Origin of the sequence: Herpetosiphon llansteffanensis (assembly GCF_003205875.1) — a bacterium.
In the GTDB taxonomy this organism is placed as follows: Bacteria; Chloroflexota; Chloroflexia; order Chloroflexales; family Herpetosiphonaceae; genus Herpetosiphon; species Herpetosiphon llansteffanensis.
Window position 1 is genome coordinate 1 of record NZ_PUBZ01000152.1, and the last position, 17,965, is coordinate 17,965.

Below are 17,965 nucleotides of genomic sequence, written 5' to 3' on the forward strand. Positions count from 1 at the left end.
GGCATAAGATTTGTATAAGAGACAGGGCTGGGGGTCAGGGGTCGGGCTATTGGCTTTGGGCTATCGGATCATTATTCGTGGAATTCGTGCAATTCGTGGCTAAAAACGTGTGGCTATAGGCTATTGGCTTGTGGCTATGGGAACATAATCTGTGGTCATCTGTGTCAATCTGTGGCTAAAATGCTCTTCGCAATCTTCGCGGCCTTCGTGGTTTCAAGCTTCGTGCTCTTTGTGCTCTTCGTGGATCAGCATTTAGCTTTTGACTTCTGACTTTTGCCTTTATCCTTCATCCCTCATCCCTCATACTTCATCCTTCTATTACAACGTTTGTAATTGCGAGATCAAGTGCTGGCCGGTGATTGGCTTGGCAAGGCTCAGGCAGCCAGTCGTTTGTGGTTGGGGCAAATCGGTCAGCAGAATATAGTTCTGATGATTGCCCCAGTTCAGCACGTTGCTCTGTTCGTTCGAGATTGCCTCATCAAGAATTACAAAGCGTGGTTGATATTGCTGATTTAATTGTTCAGCTAGCAACGAACTATCAGCTTCGTAGACTGTGTACCCTGCTCGACGAAGGTGATAGCGCATGAGTGTTCGGGTAATTTGATCAGGATCGACGAGCAAAACAGTCATTGGCATACATAGCATCCTTATAGTGATGGATCAATTGGGCAACCATCACCATCACTATAAGCACACAAGTTTACGAGTCAGATTACAAGCCCCGTCGCGGTTGGACATCAAAGACGTAGCCCACGCCGCGCACGGTTTTGAGGTAGATTGGCTTGGATGGATTGTCCTCAAGTTTGGTGCGCAACGAGCGAATTCGCACCCACAACGATGATTGATCGCCTTCTTCGCCCAAGCCCCAGGCTTTGCGCAACAAGGTTGTAGTGGCCACAGCCACGGTTGGCGTTTGCAGCAATAAATACAACACCCGCAGCTCAATTGGCTCCAAGGGAATCGCCTCGCCTTTGCGCATCAAAATATGTTGGCCGAAATTGACCGATAAATCTTCATCTATCACAATCAACTCGCCTGGGTGTAAACCACCCTCATACGATTTGGTCAGCAGCTTGTTGACCCGTGCCCGCAGTTCTGGGTAGCGATAGGGCTTGGTCATATAATCGTCGGCGTGTTGCTCCAGCCCGCGCACGGTCGTGGCTTCGTCGGAAATCGAAGTCAACATGATGATCGGAATTTCAACATAGCGCCGCAAGCGATCAGACAGCTCAAATCCGGTCATGCCAGGCATCATCAAATCGAGAATCGCCAAATCGGGCCATGAACTTTCGACCATCGCCAGCGCCGATTGGCCTGATTCTGCGGCCATCACTTCAAAGCCATCGTTGAGTAAATTGCTCACCAAGGTGCGCCGAATAATCGTATCATCATCAACCACCAGAATACGCCATCGTGCTGGCATTGGGTCCTACTCCTTCCAAGGTAGTTGCAAGGTAACGGTCGTCCCCTTGCCTACTTGGCTATCAACGCTAATTGTGCCGCCATGAGCACCAACTGCTAAATTACAGAAGGTCAAGCCCAGCCCTGTGCCGCGCGACTGTGCAGCAGTTCGTCCTTGGTAAAATTTATCGAAAATATGCGGAATATCTTCGGCGGCTATCCCCTGGCCAGTATCGCTAACCAGCAGCGTAATCATTTTGGCCGCTTGATCAATCGTGCCAATCACACGAATTGTACCGCCTGGCTTAGTCCATTTGATACCATTGCTGACCAAATTGGCCAAAACGCGCACCATTTTATGCTCATCAAGCACCACCAATGGCGCAGCAGGCAGATTGAGTTCGAATGTTAGCTGTTGCTCAACCGTAATTGGCAGCACTTGCTCGCTCAGCAGTTCGCCAATGCGCTCAAGGCTGGTGGTTTCTTGGCTCAGCACCAAGCGTCCAGCTTCTGCTTTGTAGACATCAAGCAAATCGTCGATCAGGCGTTGCTGGGCGGCTCCTGCGCGAAAACCGAGTTCGACGAACAATTTACCATCGTCATCAAGTTGGGTCGTCATCAAGGCATCGAAGCAACCAACCATGCCAGCCAACGGCGCACGCAAGTCGTGAGTTAACATCTGAATAAACCCGTCGCGGCTATCTTCAGCCTCGCGCAGGCGCGTGTAAACCGCTGCATTGGTCAGGGCAACACTCAATTGATCAGTCAGGGCTTTGATCAAGGTTTCTAGCTCGGTTTTGAAAAAATTGCGCTGGGGATGAACCAAAATAAACACGCCGATGATCGTATTTTGGGCATAATTATGTAATGGCAAGGCCAGCGCCGAGCCAATTTCCTCACGATCATCATAAAAATGTTTCCAGCGTGGATCGTTTTGGGCATCTTCGACAATTTGAACTTCGCCAGTGCGCAAGGCATACGAGGCTAAGCCCTCGCGCAACACCGCTTCGATGGCTTGTTCGGCCTCTGCTGGCGGCAAATGTGGACGAAACAAAATTCGCCGCCAAACCCGATTTTGATCATCAAGTAGCAACACGCTGCCACGACTGGCTCCCAGCAATTCGTTAATCGCATTCAAAGCTTCGGGCAGCACCTGATCAATATCCAACGAGCGGTGCAAGGTTTGCGAAACCCGATACAGAAAGCGCAAGCGTTCTTGTTCGCGGTGCAAGGCGCGGCGCGTGTGTTTCAAGCGCAACAGCACGCGCATGCGAGCCAGCAATTCATCGCGATTCACCGGCTTGGTCACATAATCGTCAGCGCCAAGATCCAAGCCTGTAACCGTGTCGGCGGTGGTTTGCTTGGCCGAAACAAAAATAATCGGGATGAATGGCAGCTGGTTGCGCTCGCGAATTGCTTGCAGGGTTTGATAACCATCCATTTCAGGCATCATTACGTCAAGTAAAATCAAATCGGGGACTTGTTGTTCGAGCATTTCCAAGGCTTCGAAGCCGCTGCGAGCACAGGCGGTTGCATAGCCAGCGCGTTCCAACATACGCTGTAACACCATCACATTGGTGGTTTGATCATCCACAATCAAAATTAGTTCGGGTGTTGCTTGCATTCCTGTGCTCCATGTCTCTGAAAATTACGAAGCTGCGGCTAACTCCGAAAGCTCCATCCAGCGTTCGTAGCTTTGTTCTAAGGTTTGGCTAGCCTGTTCAAGCTCGCTGCTCAAGCGGTTATAGGCTTGATAATCGCTGCCTGCATTGTTCAATGCGTCGTTTAGCTCGTTTTGGCGGGCTTCCAAGGTAGCGATGGTTTTTTCAAGCTCGCTTAATTCGCGTTGTTGCTTAAAGGTCAGTTTACGTGGTTTTTCTTCGCGTGGGCGCTCTTGAGTTGACGGTTTGGTTACAGCCTTGGCGCTGGCTTGCTCGCGTTCGGAGGCTTCGCGATAGGCGCTGTAGTCACCTGGGAAGTGGCGTACTTTGCCATCGCCCTCAAAAACCAGCAAATGATCAACCGTGTTGTCGAGAAAGGCGCGATCGTGCGAAACAACAATCACTGCACCGTTGAATTGCTCAATGTATTCTTCCAAAATCGCAATCGTCTGCACATCGAGATCGTTGCTTGGTTCGTCGAGCAGCAACACATTTGGGTTACGCATCAGGGTGCGCAATAAATACAAGCGGCGGCGTTCGCCCCCCGACAAGCTGTGGATATAATCCCAGTGCTGGCTGTTGGGAAACAGAAAGCGCTCAAGCATTTGGCTGGCGGTGCGCAACCCTTCGCCAGTTTGCACCAATTCGGCTCCATCGCTGACATAATCAATCAGGCGTTGGTTGGGGTTGAGATCGCTGCTGCTTTGATCGTAATAGGCAACGTGGATGGTTTCACCAATAACTAATTCGCCGCTATCTGGCTGCAACCGCCCAGCGATCAAATTGAGCAAGGTCGATTTGCCAACGCCGTTGGGGCCGATAATGCCCAAACGATCGTCGCGAGTGAGCTGATATTCAAAATTGTGCAATAAGGTTTTGCCAGCAATTTGCTTGTTCAGGCCATGCATTTCGATCAGCTTTTTGCCAAGCCGTCGTCCAGTCGATTCCAGATCCAACGTGCCGCGCTCTTGGCGACGCTCTTGGTTGATCAAGGCATTGGCGCGATCGACGCGGGCTTGTTGTTTGGTGGTACGCGCTTGCGCTCCTTGACGCAACCACGCTAATTCGCGGCGCACTTCGTTGCGGTGATCAAGCTCAGCCTTGGCGCGTTGGCGTTCGCGCTCAATGCGCTCGGCCACAAAGCGCTCGTAATTGCCAGGATACGAGTGCAATTGGCGATCTTCAAGCTCAATAATTGCCGTCACCACCCGATCCAAAAAGTAGCGATCGTGGGTGATCATCAACAACGCGCCTTGCAGATTGGCCAAATAGCCTTCGAGCCAAGCGACAGTGGTTGGGTCGATGTGGTTGGTTGGTTCGTCGAGAATCAGCAGATCGGGCTTTTCGATCAGCACCCGTGCCATCGCCACCCGCTTGCGTTGGCCGCCAGAAAGCGTGCCAAGTGGAGCATCGAGCGTGGTAATGCCAAGCCGCGAAAGCACTGTGCGCGCGCTCAACTCCGTATCCCAGGCATCGAGCGTGGTCAGGCGTTCGCTGAGTTCAGCAACGGCGGCCAAGGCTTTAGCATCATTGGGATCATGCTCAAGTTGTAAGCTGGCCAGCGTATATTGGCTGAGCAAGGTTGCACCTTCGCCCGCCGCAGCATAGACATATTCAAGCACTGTTTGGTTGGCATCCATCGGCGGATCTTGGGCCAAATAACCAACCCGACAATCTTTGCGCAAGGTTACGCGGCCAGTATCTGGTTGTTCTAAGCCAGCTGCAATTTTTAAGAGGGTTGATTTACCGCTGCCATTGACCCCGATTAAGCCAATGCGATCGCCACTTGCTAAGCCCAAGGAAATATTTTCAAACAACACTTTAGGGCCATAGGCTTTGGAAACAGTTTCTAAATTGATAATGTTCATGGATTCCTAACACAACTAATTTATGGTGCGACATCCTGCGCACATCGAAAACCAACATTAATATTGGCAAGCTCGGGGCGGAACGAATTACGGCCTGTTGTATGCGCCGACATCAAATCGTCGAACCACGAGCCACCACGCAACACCCGCGAACCATCGCCACTTGGCAATTCTCGTCCATCATTAGGATGGTAGGGATAGGGAATATACAGCGATTGCGTCCATTCCCAAACATTGCCTGCAAGATCTAGTGTGCCATAGGGTCCAGCGTTTGGCAATGAACCAACCGGCATAGTGCGGCCTGACCCAAAATCTTTGATATTCAGCAAACTTGCGTCAGCTTGGTCGCCCCATGGAAATATCGTACGTTGATCGCCACGGGCAGCACGCTCCCACTCTGCTTCGGTTGGCAAGCGTTTGCCCCGCCATTCACAATAGCTACGTGCATCATCCCAGGTTACATTGACCACTGGATGTTGGCTTAAGGAAATTGGCACGGTGCGATCAGGCAGCCACAGCATAAGCCCAACCGGATCAAACGAGTTGGTCGGCACCGGGCGATCGGTGGCGCTGATAAATTCAGTATAGGCTTGGTTGGTCACTTCAGTATGGTCAAGGTAAAAGGCGGTGGTTGAAATCGGCGTTGATGGTTCTTCGTTCTGCAAGCCGTCCCAGCCATAGATCTTTTTGTAATGAGCTAAATCTTCTGCCGTTGCGCCCATTGTCCAACGCCCACCAGCAATAAAATCCATGCCGTCGGGGACATAAAAATTGGTGGTTACGCAGCGAAAACCAATAATATTCAAGGGCAATTCGGGGTCGCGGCGCTCGCGCACAGCAGCGCGGGCATTTTCAGGTTTAGTGCCACTAAAACTGCCGCGCACAATCCGCGCTCCAGGTTGGGTTGGCACTTCGCGGCCATCGCCAGCATTGTAGGGATACGGCAAATCGAGGCTGCTTGTCCATTCCCAAACATTGCCCGCCAAATCCTGCACGCCTTCGGGCGTTGCGCCAGTGGGGTAGCTGCCAACCGCTTGGGTATCGCCAGCAACACCAGCCCCCCACGCATTCAAACGGCTCGCATCCCATTCATCGCCCCACGGATAGCGGCGGCCTTCCGTGCCACGAGCGGCGCGCTCCCATTCGGCCTCGTTGGGCAGGCGCTTATTTTGGGCTTGGCAATAAGTAGCTGCTTGCTGCCATGTCACATTGATCATCGGGTACGCGCCGTACGCTTGGTTATCGTAATAATCAGTCACGGTCAGTGAGCTGCGGTCGGCAGGCTCAGTACAGCGTTGTTGAGCCACGCATTCACGATAGGCAGCTACGGTGATCTCAGTGCGATCAATATAAAAAGTTGGCAAGTAGCCACGGCCAGTTGGCTGCTCGTTGGGCGGGCCATCAGCACTACCAATCATAAACGTACCAGCGGGAATTGCGACCATGCCCGGCGGCGCTGGCCCAATCACGACTGGCACAATCGTAGCTTCGGTTGGGGTCGGCGCTGCAAGGCTTGGGGTAATTTGGGCCACGCTGGTTGGCTCAAGCTTGGTTTGAAATAGGCCAAAACCATGGGCCAGCACAAAGCCAATCAGGCCAAGGCTCACTAACGCCAGCGCCAGCCACCACCAGTTTTTAGATTTGGGCGTGGGCGTGGTTGCTTGCTGCATCACGGTAGCATCAGGCAATGCTGCAACGTGGACTGGATTTAATGCCTGATCGACAGCAAGTTGAAAATCGCGCATTGATTGAAAGCGATCGTCAGGATCGGGATGCATCGCGCGATGCAGCACATCGCTCAAGGCAGTTGGCACGGTTTCGCGCAAATTATGCGCCAACGGTGGGCGCGTGCTTTCGCGTTTGGCAGGCTCAAAGCGCGTGATGAGTTCGTGAATCACCATCGCCAAGCTATAAATATCCGAGCGCTGGTCGGTTTGGCCAAAGCCATATTGCTCAGGCGGCGCATAGCCAGGCGTGCCATAAATCACCGTATCGCCTTCTTGGCCATGTTTAAACAAGCGCGCAATCCCAAAGTCGATCAAGGCAATTCGGCCATCGGGGCGCAGCATAATGTTGGGTGGTTTGAGATCGCGATAGATAATCGGCGGGTTTTGATTATGCAAATATTGCAGCACAGTGGTTAATTGGCGCATCCAATCGATCACGGTTTCCAAAGCCAATGGCTCAACTCGGCCTTCCAACTCGGCGCGCAGGGTTTGGCCCTCGACATATTCCATCACCAAAAACTCGTTCTCGGCGTGGCGAAATTGGTCGATAACCCGGGGCAAATTGGGGTGGCTCAAGCGAGCCAACAAGGCTGCCTCGCGCCGAAACTCGCCAATTGCCCGCTCCCAAGCATCGGTATCGCCTGGTTGGTGCAAGCCAGTCATCTCTTTGAGCGCAACGGGCGCATCGCCAAGCCGCCGATCGGTCGCCAGATAAACCGCGCCCATGCCACCACGGGCCAAGGGGCGAATCACCACATAGCGATCAATTAAAACATCGCCATTGGCAAGTCGGCCAGTCCAACGCGGGAGACCAGCACCACACTTCGGGCAAAAACGTGCCCCAGTTTTCAATTCGGTTGAACAGCGTGGACAAACCATGGATTACGCCTCGTTTGCAGCAGCAGTGTCATCCTATTGTAGCATCTCGATCAAGCCATCTCAATCGTTAGAATCGGCTATTTACCAAGCCTGCGAACCTGAAAACCCTTGACACCCAACCCCAAGAGGGGATTCGCATGCGATCGTCCAAGCCGACAGGCAAGTTTGACCGTGTTGCTTGCTGTTCGCAGGCATTTGAGATTAAAACTAGTGCCTTTCAATTCTTAGCCCAATTGAATACGTATACTATGCCTTAGCGCTTTCAGTTATCATCATTGACTTATCATTCCAACATGTGCTATACTTCGATGTAAGCAGGAGTATGAGACGACTTATGGCAGGAAAGAAAGCATTTGAGCCTCAACGGGTTCTCGAAAAAGCCATGAACGCCTTTTGGGAACGTGGCTACGAAGGGCTATCAATCGAAGATCTCGTCCAAGTTACGGGGATTGGGCGCGGTAGTCTCTATGCAACTTTTGGCGATAAACATGCGCTGTATCTAGCGGCCCTTAATCAGTATATTAACGCTATTAAAGCACAAACTATGGCTATTTTAGAGCAAACTGGTTCACTCCAAGTTGTATTAACCCAGCTTTTCCAAGCACAGGTTGATGCCTTGCTGCACGACCCAGCGCGGCGTGGCTGTTTTTTGATCAATGCATCCTTAGAAATAGCTCCGCATGATCATGTAGTTAACGCGATCATCCAGTCAGCATTGAATGAGTTCGAAGAAGGATTATATCGGCTGTTGATCAAAGCGCAGGTTGCTGGTGAACTCTCGTGGCAACACGATCCTCATCAATTGGCGCATTTCTTAGTAGCAACCTTTGTCAGCCTGCGTGTGCTTGCGCGAAGCCAGCAGCAGCGGGGAATGTTCAACGATATTGTTAAAACAGCTTTATCAATTTTTAACTAATTTTTACCTCAATGTTTGAATGTTCATTCAAACATTGCTCTGTATGAAGGACCAAATTAATGACATCGCAACAAAAGGTCGTGCTCATCACGGGCGCATCATCGGGAATTGGGCAAGCAACTGCGGAACTTTTGGCAGCCAAAGGATTTCGGGTTTTCGGCACCAGCCGCAACCCAATTTCGCACAAGCACTCATTTACATTGCTACCGCTGGATGTGCGCTCGGACGATTCGGTAGATGCAGCAGTTCAATCGCTACTAGCTCAAACCGGACGACTTGATATCCTCGTCAATAATGCAGGTTATGTGCAATTTGGTGCGGTTGAGGAAAGTAGCATTGCCGATGCGCAAGCTCAGTTCGACACCAATCTGTTTGGGGTTATTCGCATGATCAAGGCAGTAATGCCGATTATGCGCCAGCAAGGCAGCGGACACATTATCAATGTTAGCTCGATCGTCGGGCACATCGCGCCGCCATATGGGGGCCTGTATAGTGCAAGCAAATTTGCTTTGGAAGGCCTGAGCGAATCCCTTAGCGCCGAGGTTCGGCAGTTTGGCGTGAGCGTCTCACTGATCGAACCAAGTTATGTAAACACGCCGTTCGTCGCCCAGTGGCCAACCACCCCGATTGACGACTATACCCCAGGCCGCCAAAGTGCCCAGCAAAGCCTTGTCACTAATGCAAAGAAAGGTTTGAATGCTAGCGCAGTAGCGCGTGTGATTCTCCGCGCCGCAACTAGCCAGCCCCGTCTACGCTATCCCGTTGGGGTGGATGGAACAATTGCCTTGATGCTCCAGCGTGTGCTTCCAGAGGCAGTATTTGAGGCGTTCAAACGCCGCTTGTTCAGCGGTGGCAAGACCGCTGCCTAGTCTCATAAGCTGCGAACGGCAGGGCGCTGATGGGAAACGACATTCCCATCAGCAGCGCCACATACAACAATAGGAGACAAAACTTTATGATGAAAGCCTTCTTCATCGAGCGCTATGGAAACAAGGATAATGTGCGGGCTGGCGATCTGCCAATTCCAGAACTGCGTGATACTGATATCTTAATTCAAATCCACGCCGCTGGAATTAACCCACTCGATAACAAAATCAGGGAAGGTGCGTTCAAAGCTATCTTGCACTATCGCTTCCCGCTAATTTTGGGCAATGATGTCGCTGGGGTTGTCGTTAAAGTTGGCTCAAAGGTGCAGCGATTCAAGCTAGGCGATGCGGTCTATGCTCGGCCAGCTGCAGATCGAATTGGAACCTTTGCCGAATTCATTGCGATCAACGAAGCAGATGTCGCACTCAAGCCAAACAAACTGAGCATGGCCGAAGCAGCTTCCTTTCCGCTGGTCGGGCTGACCGCATGGCAAGCGTTGATCGAGCAAGCACAGCTTAAAAAAGGCCAAAAAGTTTTCATTCAGGCTGGTTCTGGTGGAGTTGGGACAATTGCCATTCAGCTGGCCAAACATGTGGGTGCGATTGTTGCGACGACAACTAGCAAAGCGAATTTCGATTTTGTGAAGCGCCTCGGGGCCGATATTGTGATTGATTACAAGACCGAAGATTTTGAAACCATCCTGAAAAATTATGATGTGGTCTTGAATAGTCAAGAGGGAGCGATCATCGAAAAATCGCTTCGCGTGCTGAAGCCTGGCGGAACGCTGATCTCGATTTCAGGTCCACCTGATCCCACGTTTGGCCAAGAAATTGGCGCGCCTTGGCCTGTTCGCCTGCTTATGCGCTTGTTGAGCTATCGCATTCGAACAAAAGCTAAACAACAACAGGTACGCTATTCATTTTTGTTCATGCAGGCGAACGGTGAGCAGCTAAGCCAACTTAGTTCTTTGATCGATGCTGGAATTATCGATACCGTTGTGGATCGGAGCTTTCCATTCGAAGCAACCAAGGATGCTTTGAAATACGTTGAAACAGGTAGAACCAAAGGCAAGGTCGTTATCACGATGCAATAAGCTGCGCTTCGTTGCTATTTGCTAGAGCAACTACAAGCACGTATAGACCCTAAATTTCCACATCCATCCATGGGCAAAAAAATCGTTCTTTATCTGCTTCGTGGGCAACATGTTAGCAAGGGTGTCTAGATCTGTGGGAGCTACTGATTGAGCAGGCAACAATGATTGAGCCAAGTACTCGAACACATGTTTTGAATGCTTAGCGATCGTTTTGGAATTTCATAGGTCTTGGATAAGAACGTTTAAAGCGGCCATCTACCCCTCCCCATACGTCATCAACTCTAGCCTATATCAGCATAGGTTCAAGGTCACCCTGAAAAAAGAATACTATTCCATCAGCCTGAACCATTAGTGATTGGCGCTAGAGGGTGGGCCACGCGAAAACCACTTGAGCGATTATCACTACCATATGACTACATACAACAAATCCCCCCGTATGGGGGTCAAACGGCTGTTGCATCACCCGTATGGCGTGCTATACTTCAGATCTCAGAACTAGTACCATGATGGAAGGAAGTCCTTGTGGCTGATGCAGCAGCGTTACTTACCCAAGCACAGACCCAATTGGCGCATGCCTTGCAGGCCTTGCGGGGTGAGGCGGCGCACCTGCGTGAGCAGCATACCGCAATCACCCAACAAGGACGCAAAATGTATCGTACTGCCGATGAACTCGCAGTGCAACGAACCTTCGCCGAACAACTCAACACGCCAGCGGTTGGCCGTTTGCGCCAACAAGAAGCAGAGTTGCGCAGCAAAATGACGGCGATCGATGCCGAAACCAGTGCCACCGCCGAAGCGCTCAAACGGCTCGAACAGCTCATTCGCCAGATTGAGATGAGCAGCACCAGCCTCAATGGCACAACCAGCATTGGCCAACAAAATGACCCGTGGGCCTTAGCCTTACGCGGTCAGATTGTCCAAGGTCGCGAAGACGAGCGCTTACGCCTGGCCCGCGAAGTCCACGATGGGCCAGCCCAAGTTTTAGCCAACGTCTTGATGGGCTTGGAACATGCCATGAATTTGCAGCAGAGTAATCCGGCCCAGCTTGAGCCATTTTTAAACGAATTACGCAGTGCTGCTCGCCAAGGACTCCACGAAGTGCGTGGCTTTATCGCCGATTTGCGGCCCGGTGCGCTCGACCAAGGCTTCCCCACCGCCTTGGCCGATTATGTGCAAAAATATCAACAAACGACCAAGGTCAAAGTCACGATTGACCTGCTCCACTGGCCAACCCGCATTCCGGCTGAAGCTGAGATTGTGCTCTATCGGGTAACACAAGAAGCATTGCAGAATATTCACAAACATGCACGCAATGCCAATGTTTTGATCCGCAGTGTGTTGCAAGGCAACCTGCTGATCGTCACCATCCGCGACGATGGCCCAGGCTTTGATCCACGTGAAGTTGTGCGGCGCTCTGGCAAAGAGAGTTGGGGATTGACCAGTATGCGCGAACGAGTCGCCTTACTTGGCGGAGATTTTGCCATTGCTTCACGCCCAGGGGCTGGCACTGAAGTGACCATCAGGATTAGCATCTAAGCTCACCCAGAAGGAGATACCCATGGAGCACATTCGCGTTCTTATCATTGATGATCACCCGCTTTTTCGCCAAGGCATCTGCTGGAGCCTCGGCCAAGAAAAAGATATTGAGGTGATTGGCCAAGCAGAAAATGGCGCTGAGGCCATTAAGCTCACCGAAACCCTCAACCCCAATGTTGTGCTGTTGGATATTAATTTGCCAGGCTTGAATGGCTTGGAAGTTGCCCGCGTGCTCAAACGCCGCGCTCCGCGGATGGGCATTATCGTGCTCAGCATTCACGACGACGATGAGCAATTGTTCAACGCCATCAAGGCTGGCGCTGCTGCCTACGCTTCCAAGGAAATCGATCCCACCCAACTTGTGGGCATGATTCGCGACGTGGCTCATGGTCGCTATGTGATCAACGAAAGCGTTATGTCAAAACCGCATGTCGCCACCCGCGTGCTCAACCAATTCCGCGAGCTTTCGAATGTTGCCAATAGTAGCGAAGATACATCGGTGATGTTTGCGCCCTTGACCAGCCGCGAAATTGAAATTCTCGATTGTATTGCCCGCGGACTCTCCAACAAAGAGATTGCCAACCAACTTTCAATCAGCGGTCAAACGGTCAAAAACCATATCACCTCGATTCTCAGCAAGCTCCAAGTCAACGACCGCACGATGGCTGTTATTCATGCTATTCAACAAGGCTGGATCAAACTAGGCTATGATGAAAGTCGCAGTCGTACCGCTTGACGAACAGACCGTCTCTCGGCTAAAGTTGGCCCATCGCTGGTAATTCGCAGCCTCGCTCCGGCGGGGCTGTTCTTTTTTGGGGGGATTAATGTCGATTGCATTTAACGATCTTGGGCGACATGTGGCCACGATGGAAGCAGAGATTGAGGCCGCCAGCCTGCGGGTGTTGCGCAGTGGCTGGTTTGTGCTTGGCCCAGAAGTTCGCGCCTTTGAAGCAGAATGGGCAGCGTATTGTGGCGCACGCCATTGCATTAGCCTTGCAACTGGCACCGATGCCCTGATTTTGGGGCTACGCGCCTTGGACTTGCAAACTGGCGACGAAGTGCTGACCGTAGCCAACGCAGGCAGCTACACAACCTTTGCCACCCACACCGTTGGCGCAACGCCACGGTATGTCGATGTTGATCCACAGCACTACACGCTTGACCCCAACCAATTGGCGGCTGCGATTACGCCGCGCACCAAAGTGATTGTGCCCGTGCACTTGTATGGCCAAGTTGCCAACCTCGAAGCAATTTTGGCAGTTGCCGCCGATCATCAGTTGCCAGTACTCGAAGATTGTGCCCAAGCTCATGGGGCGCGCTACCAAGGCCAGCACGTTGGCACGTTCGGCGCTTTAGCCACATTTTCATTCTACCCAACCAAAAATTTAGGCGCATTGGGCGATGGCGGGGCAATTATCACCAACGATGATGCCCTCGCTGCCAAAATCAAACAATTACGCACCTATGGCTGGGCAAGCAAATACCAAGTGACGCTTGAGCATGGCACCAACAGCCGCCTTGATGAACTGCAAGCTGCGATTTTGCGGGTCAAATTAGCCCATCTCGATGCCCAAAATACCCGCCGCCAAGCCTTGGCAGCCCGCTACAATGCAGGCCTCGCTTCCACTCCAATCCAATGCCCACAGCTCGATACCGATCAGCATGTGCAGCATTTGTATGTGGTGCGGGTTGCCGCCGAGCAGCGCCAAGGGTTGCGCGAACATTTACAAGCAGAAGGCATTGGCAGCGATATTCACTATCCAATTGCCGATCATCAGCAGCCAGCTTGGGCCGAGCGCTATCAGGATGTCCATTTGCCAGTAACCGAAGCGCTCAGCAACGAAATTCTGTCGTTGCCCTGCTACCCAGAGCTGAGCGATGCAGAGGTTGATCAGGTGATTAGCTGTATTCAAGCCTTTTTTGCCAAGTAGCCACAAGCAGCATTGGGCAGGCAGCAGCGAATCATAACTTCTGATTGATTACTGCTGCCGCTAAAACCTCAGTTCAGCTGCATGCGTCAAATTGCCATCTCACCTATCCTGCGTATAATGCAAATCGCTGGCCATCGGCTCGATGGCTATTTATTTGAACACAAGGATGAGCTATGGCACAAACATCACTCGAACAAACCGACCTTTCGCCACGGCGCGAGGCCTTACAGCTCTGGATTCCGTTGGGAATTGTGCTGTTTTTGACCGTTGTCACCGCCTTTTTTCTAACTGGGCAATATCAAATTGCCGCTGGCAAGGGCATTGTGCAAGGCTTAGGCGAGCCATTGCCAATTTCATCGTCGGCGCATTTAATTGTTGTGCCATGGTTTTTCGATTGGCATGATCCTTTTTTCCAAACCCAAACCTTCGATGTAGCGCTGCATATGGGCACATTAATTGCGCTCTTGCTGTTTTTTTGGCGCGATTGGCTGAATTTGGTTTTACACATGCATCAACCACGCAGCCAACAAGGCCAAATGTTTTGGTTTATTGTGTTGGCCTCGATTCCAGCAGGGATTGTGGGCTTGCTGCTCGATAGCCTAGCCGAAGAATATTTCATTGATAAATATTTGGTGATTGCCGCCACAATGAGCATTATGGGCGTGGTGCTGTATATTGCTGATCGTTTTGCGCCACGCCGCTATGAACTAACCAACCTCACGTGGAAGCATGCCTTGTTGGTTGGTTGTGCCCAAGCTTTAGCCTTAGTTCCAGGGGTTTCGCGCTCGGGCAGCACCATGACCATGGGTCGGGCCTTGGGTTTTACCCGCGAAACTGCCGCCCGTTTCTCGTTTTTGATGGCGATTCCGATTACCTTTGGGGCAGGCGTGCTCAAACTGCGCGATATTGATAGCTCGCAATTGACTGCACCCTTTTGGCTTGGCATTAGCGTCTCATTCGTGGTCGGTGCATTGGCGGTTGGCTTCTTGCTGCGCTATGTTCGCACCAACTCGTTTTTGCCGTTTATCATCTATCGGCTGATTTTAGCAGCGGTCATTGTGGCCGTCTATGTAGCTCGTTAAGCTGGTTGTTCTGGCCCAATTGATTGCAGGAGCACACATGATTTGTAGCGCGTGCCAAGCCCAAGTTCGCGATACCGCCGAGCATTGTCAGGCCTGTGGAGCGAAAATCGTTCAAACAGCAACGCCAGCAACTGGACCGTTGCCCCAAGTCAAGGCAAGCAAACCGCGACGGCGCTTGGTTAAATCGTGGTGGAGCTTTATCCTCGGCGTGTTGAGCACAGGCGTGATCTTGCCACTCATCGCAATCATTGGGTTGTGGATTTTTGGTGGCACGAACCCAGCACGCACGCCTTCAGCAGTGCCTGATCAGCGCCCAGACATTAGCGTTGATGTTGATCATAGCTATATCGAACAGGCGATTGCCACCAACCCCGATTTTCATAATCCCCAAGTCATCTTGGGCAATCATCCCAAGGGCGGCGTGGCCATGACCGTGACGCTTGGCTATGGGTTGCCCTTGGTTGGGGTCCAAGCAATTCAGGCTCGCACCCAAATTGCCGCGATTGATGGCAATCTCGTGGTCACAACCGAGAGCGTTGGCTTGGGCAAAAATGGCGGCCTTGGCATTCCAGGCTCGTTTATCGAAAATATGCTGAGCTCAACCCTCAACCAAGAAATTGATAAACGGCTGCGCTCAAACCCGCAACTTGAGATTGCAATTATCAATACCAGCACGAGCAATCAAGTGTTGCGGGTTGCAGCAATTATTAATGCCAAACCAAAGTAAAACCCTTGCTCAGCGTGGAGCAAAGGGTAGGCTTACTCGCTAATTTCAAGCTCAAGCACAAAGCGTTGATTCGGTTCGCCAGCTTCAAAACCGCGTTGATACACCAGCGTAAAGCTGCCTGAACCAACCGCAACCGCTTCAAAAGCGAAGGTTTCGGTGCCGCCAGAGCCTGGTTTTGGATTGGGGTCGGTCGCTTGATATTGGGCTTGGCCTTGTTGTTGCAACAATTTGCTAGCATCAGGGCCAATGCTCCAACTATAGCCAGTGCTCGGGTTGCTATCCAGCACAATTTGGATACGATCGCCTTTTCTGAGCTTCAGCGTGCGATTATTATCCTGCATCGTCAGTTCATAAACGCGGATATTAACTTGATGTTGGCTGGCTGGGCCACACTCGCCGCGCTGAAAAGTCCATTCTTCACATTCGCTGCCATCAGGAAAGCCACAAAAGCCAGTTTGATTGCCAGCAGCATCTTGGCGAATGGTCAGCGTGCCCCCATGTTCAGTACAAAATACTGACGCTGGATTAGCCAGATCCAGCGCTGGAACTGGCGTTGCGCGATTTGCGCCACATGCGATGAGGACGCTGGCCATGAGCCCCATTCCTACACTCAGCATTGATCGACGAATCATCATCTAGCTCCATTGCTCGGGATTTCATATCAACAGATCATCGTAGTTGCAGTTGTAGTGGGCTAACGTGCTGGCATGCGCAATTGTTCCCATGGGGCAATCAAGTGCTTAGCGTGCAGCTTGATCGATAATCCAAACCCATTGTTCAGGGCTGCATGCCACCACCGAAAGCCGCGATTGACGCACTAACATCCAATCGGCTAAACTCGGCTCGGCTTTGATTTGGGCCAGTGTAACTGCCTGTTTGAGCGCAACCACTGGCTCAATCTCCACCACCACATGCTTTGGGTTCTCGCTGTTTGGATCGGGATAGGCGGTGCGGCTAATTTGTGCAATGCCCACTGCGGCTCGCACATCGCCGCTATGATAGATCAAACATTGATCGTCAAGCTGCATTGCGCGTAAATTGATCAAAGCTTGAGCGTTGGTCACACCATTCCAAACGGTAGAACCATCGCGCACCAAATCATCCCAACTAAACTCGTTTGGCTCAGTTTTGAGCAACCAATAGGCCATTGTAGCGGCTCCTTAACTCAAAAGCACGGATGGTTTGAGCCATCCGTGCTTAAACATGCGCTTAATCAAGTTTACTTATCGTTTTCAGCGACCTTGTTCCAATCCAGCACGTCCCACCAAGTTTTGATGTAGTCTGGGCGGCGGTTTTGGTAGCGCAAGTAGTAAGCATGTTCCCAAACATCCAAGCCCAACAATGGGGTTTGGCCTTCCATGACTGGTGAGTCTTGGTTAGCGGTGCTGGTTACGGCCAATTTACCATCGGCATTGCGCACCAACCAAGCCCAGCCTGAGCCGAAGCGGGTGGTTGCAGCCTTGGCAAATTGTTCCTTGAAGGCATCCAATGAGCCGAACGTGGCGGTGATTTCTTCGCCAATTTTGCCAGCTGGTTCGCCGCCACCGTTAGGGCTGAGAATATTCCAGAACAAGCTGTGGTTGGCGTGACCACCACCGTTGTTGCGCACAGCGGTACGAATATCTTCTGGCAAGCTGTTCAAATCGCTGATCAATTCGTGGATTGATTTGCTTTGCAATTCGGGATACTTTTCCAAGGCAGCGTTGAGGTTATTCACATAGGCAGCGTGGTGCTTGCCATGGTGAATTTCCATGGTTTGCGCATCGATTGCTTTTTCTAAGGCATCGGTTGCATACGGCAACGCTGGCAGTTCAAAAGCCATTGTATGGACTCCTTTTGAGCTCAATGATGCGTCTGTTGGCGCATCAACACACGGTTCCCACATCTATTGTAGCAGAAGTTAGGCCATGCTTGATGCCAATCTTGCGCACATTTGCGATTGGGGGTCGGGGATTGGTTGTTGGGGATCGGGAAACGATAACCGCGAAGGGTGCGAAGAGCACGAAGGTAAAGGATTAGAGGCTAGGGATCGGGGGTCAGGGGTGAGCGAATTGTTTTTTAACGCAGTGGCGCAGAGTGGATGAGGCTAAGGGCTTTTGGCGAGCGGAACATGTATATGGGGTCGGTTGTGAAGATCCCCTCTCCCCAACCTTTCAAGGGTAGGTAGTTCGGGGAGGAAACGACAAACGGCAGAGAATTCGCGTATACTGGACGTGTCAGCACCCATGTCTACGAGGAATTCTATGCCGTTCCATGCTAGTTTAGCCGATTGGGAAG

At 51.6% G+C, this 17,965-nt stretch carries 16 protein-coding genes; 8 read left to right on the forward strand and 8 right to left on the reverse strand.

What is annotated here, in order from left to right; all coding sequences use genetic code 11:
- Positions 1-318: 318 nt before the first annotated feature.
- The 5 genes from C5S61_RS24465 to C5S61_RS24485 form a co-directional block, all read right to left on the reverse strand.
- Positions 319-636, reverse strand: coding sequence for a PleD family two-component system response regulator (locus C5S61_RS24465; RefSeq protein WP_110519858.1), 318 nt, complete (start codon positions 634-636; stop codon positions 319-321).
- Positions 637-712: 76 nt separating this feature from the next.
- On the reverse strand, positions 713-1,423 hold the full coding sequence (locus tag C5S61_RS24470; RefSeq protein ID WP_054537046.1) for a response regulator transcription factor: 711 nt from the start codon (positions 1,421-1,423) through the stop codon (positions 713-715).
- Positions 1,424-1,429: 6 nt separating this feature from the next.
- On the reverse strand, positions 1,430-3,025 hold the full coding sequence (locus tag C5S61_RS24475) for a response regulator (protein WP_110519860.1): 1,596 nt from the start codon (positions 3,023-3,025) through the stop codon (positions 1,430-1,432).
- Between the two features lie 24 nt (positions 3,026-3,049).
- Entirely contained in the window at positions 3,050-4,930 is a 1,881-nt protein-coding gene (locus C5S61_RS24480; protein WP_110519862.1) for an ABC-F family ATP-binding cassette domain-containing protein, read from the reverse strand.
- A 20-nt stretch (positions 4,931-4,950) separates the two neighbouring features.
- Positions 4,951-7,536 carry an SUMF1/EgtB/PvdO family nonheme iron enzyme gene (locus C5S61_RS24485; protein ID WP_110519864.1) on the reverse strand — a complete coding sequence of 862 codons (2,586 nt, stop codon included), beginning with the start codon at positions 7,534-7,536 and terminating at the stop codon, positions 4,951-4,953.
- A gap of 334 nt (positions 7,537-7,870) precedes the next feature.
- Here C5S61_RS24485 and C5S61_RS24490 point away from each other — a divergent pair, with 334 nt between their 5' ends.
- From C5S61_RS24490 to C5S61_RS24525, 8 genes are all read left to right on the forward strand, one after another.
- Entirely contained in the window at positions 7,871-8,452 is a 582-nt protein-coding gene (locus tag C5S61_RS24490; RefSeq protein WP_240614566.1) for a TetR/AcrR family transcriptional regulator, read from the forward strand.
- A gap of 59 nt (positions 8,453-8,511) precedes the next feature.
- Positions 8,512-9,321, forward strand: a complete 810-nt coding sequence (locus tag C5S61_RS24495) for an SDR family NAD(P)-dependent oxidoreductase (protein WP_110519866.1) — start codon at positions 8,512-8,514, stop codon at positions 9,319-9,321.
- A gap of 89 nt (positions 9,322-9,410) precedes the next feature.
- On the forward strand, positions 9,411-10,412 hold the full coding sequence (locus C5S61_RS24500) for an NADP-dependent oxidoreductase (protein WP_110519878.1): 1,002 nt from the start codon (positions 9,411-9,413) through the stop codon (positions 10,410-10,412).
- 522 nt (positions 10,413-10,934) lie between these two features.
- Positions 10,935-11,948 (forward strand): sensor histidine kinase, encoded by a 1,014-nt coding sequence (locus C5S61_RS24505; RefSeq protein ID WP_110519867.1) that lies wholly within the window; start codon positions 10,935-10,937, stop codon positions 11,946-11,948.
- A gap of 22 nt (positions 11,949-11,970) precedes the next feature.
- Positions 11,971-12,684, forward strand: a complete 714-nt coding sequence (locus C5S61_RS24510) for a response regulator (RefSeq protein WP_110519868.1) — start codon at positions 11,971-11,973, stop codon at positions 12,682-12,684.
- Positions 12,685-12,772: 88 nt separating this feature from the next.
- Positions 12,773-13,879, forward strand: coding sequence for a DegT/DnrJ/EryC1/StrS family aminotransferase (locus C5S61_RS24515; protein WP_110519869.1), 1,107 nt, complete (start codon positions 12,773-12,775; stop codon positions 13,877-13,879).
- Positions 13,880-14,052: 173 nt separating this feature from the next.
- Positions 14,053-14,961: an undecaprenyl-diphosphate phosphatase gene (locus C5S61_RS24520; protein ID WP_110519870.1), complete on the forward strand. Its 909-nt coding sequence runs from the start codon at positions 14,053-14,055 to the stop codon at positions 14,959-14,961.
- A gap of 37 nt (positions 14,962-14,998) precedes the next feature.
- Positions 14,999-15,688, forward strand: coding sequence for a zinc ribbon domain-containing protein (locus tag C5S61_RS24525; RefSeq protein WP_110519871.1), 690 nt, complete (start codon positions 14,999-15,001; stop codon positions 15,686-15,688).
- 32 nt (positions 15,689-15,720) lie between these two features.
- Here C5S61_RS24525 and C5S61_RS24530 read toward each other — a convergent pair whose 3' ends face one another.
- From C5S61_RS24530 to C5S61_RS24540, 3 genes are all read right to left on the reverse strand, one after another.
- Positions 15,721-16,281, reverse strand: coding sequence for a DUF333 domain-containing protein (locus C5S61_RS24530; protein ID WP_205701478.1), 561 nt, complete (start codon positions 16,279-16,281; stop codon positions 15,721-15,723).
- A gap of 147 nt (positions 16,282-16,428) precedes the next feature.
- Positions 16,429-16,836 (reverse strand): EVE domain-containing protein, encoded by a 408-nt coding sequence (locus C5S61_RS24535; RefSeq protein ID WP_110519874.1) that lies wholly within the window; start codon positions 16,834-16,836, stop codon positions 16,429-16,431.
- Between the two features lie 71 nt (positions 16,837-16,907).
- Entirely contained in the window at positions 16,908-17,510 is a 603-nt protein-coding gene (locus C5S61_RS24540) for a superoxide dismutase (RefSeq protein WP_110519876.1), read from the reverse strand.
- Between the last annotated feature and the right edge of the window lie 455 nt (positions 17,511-17,965).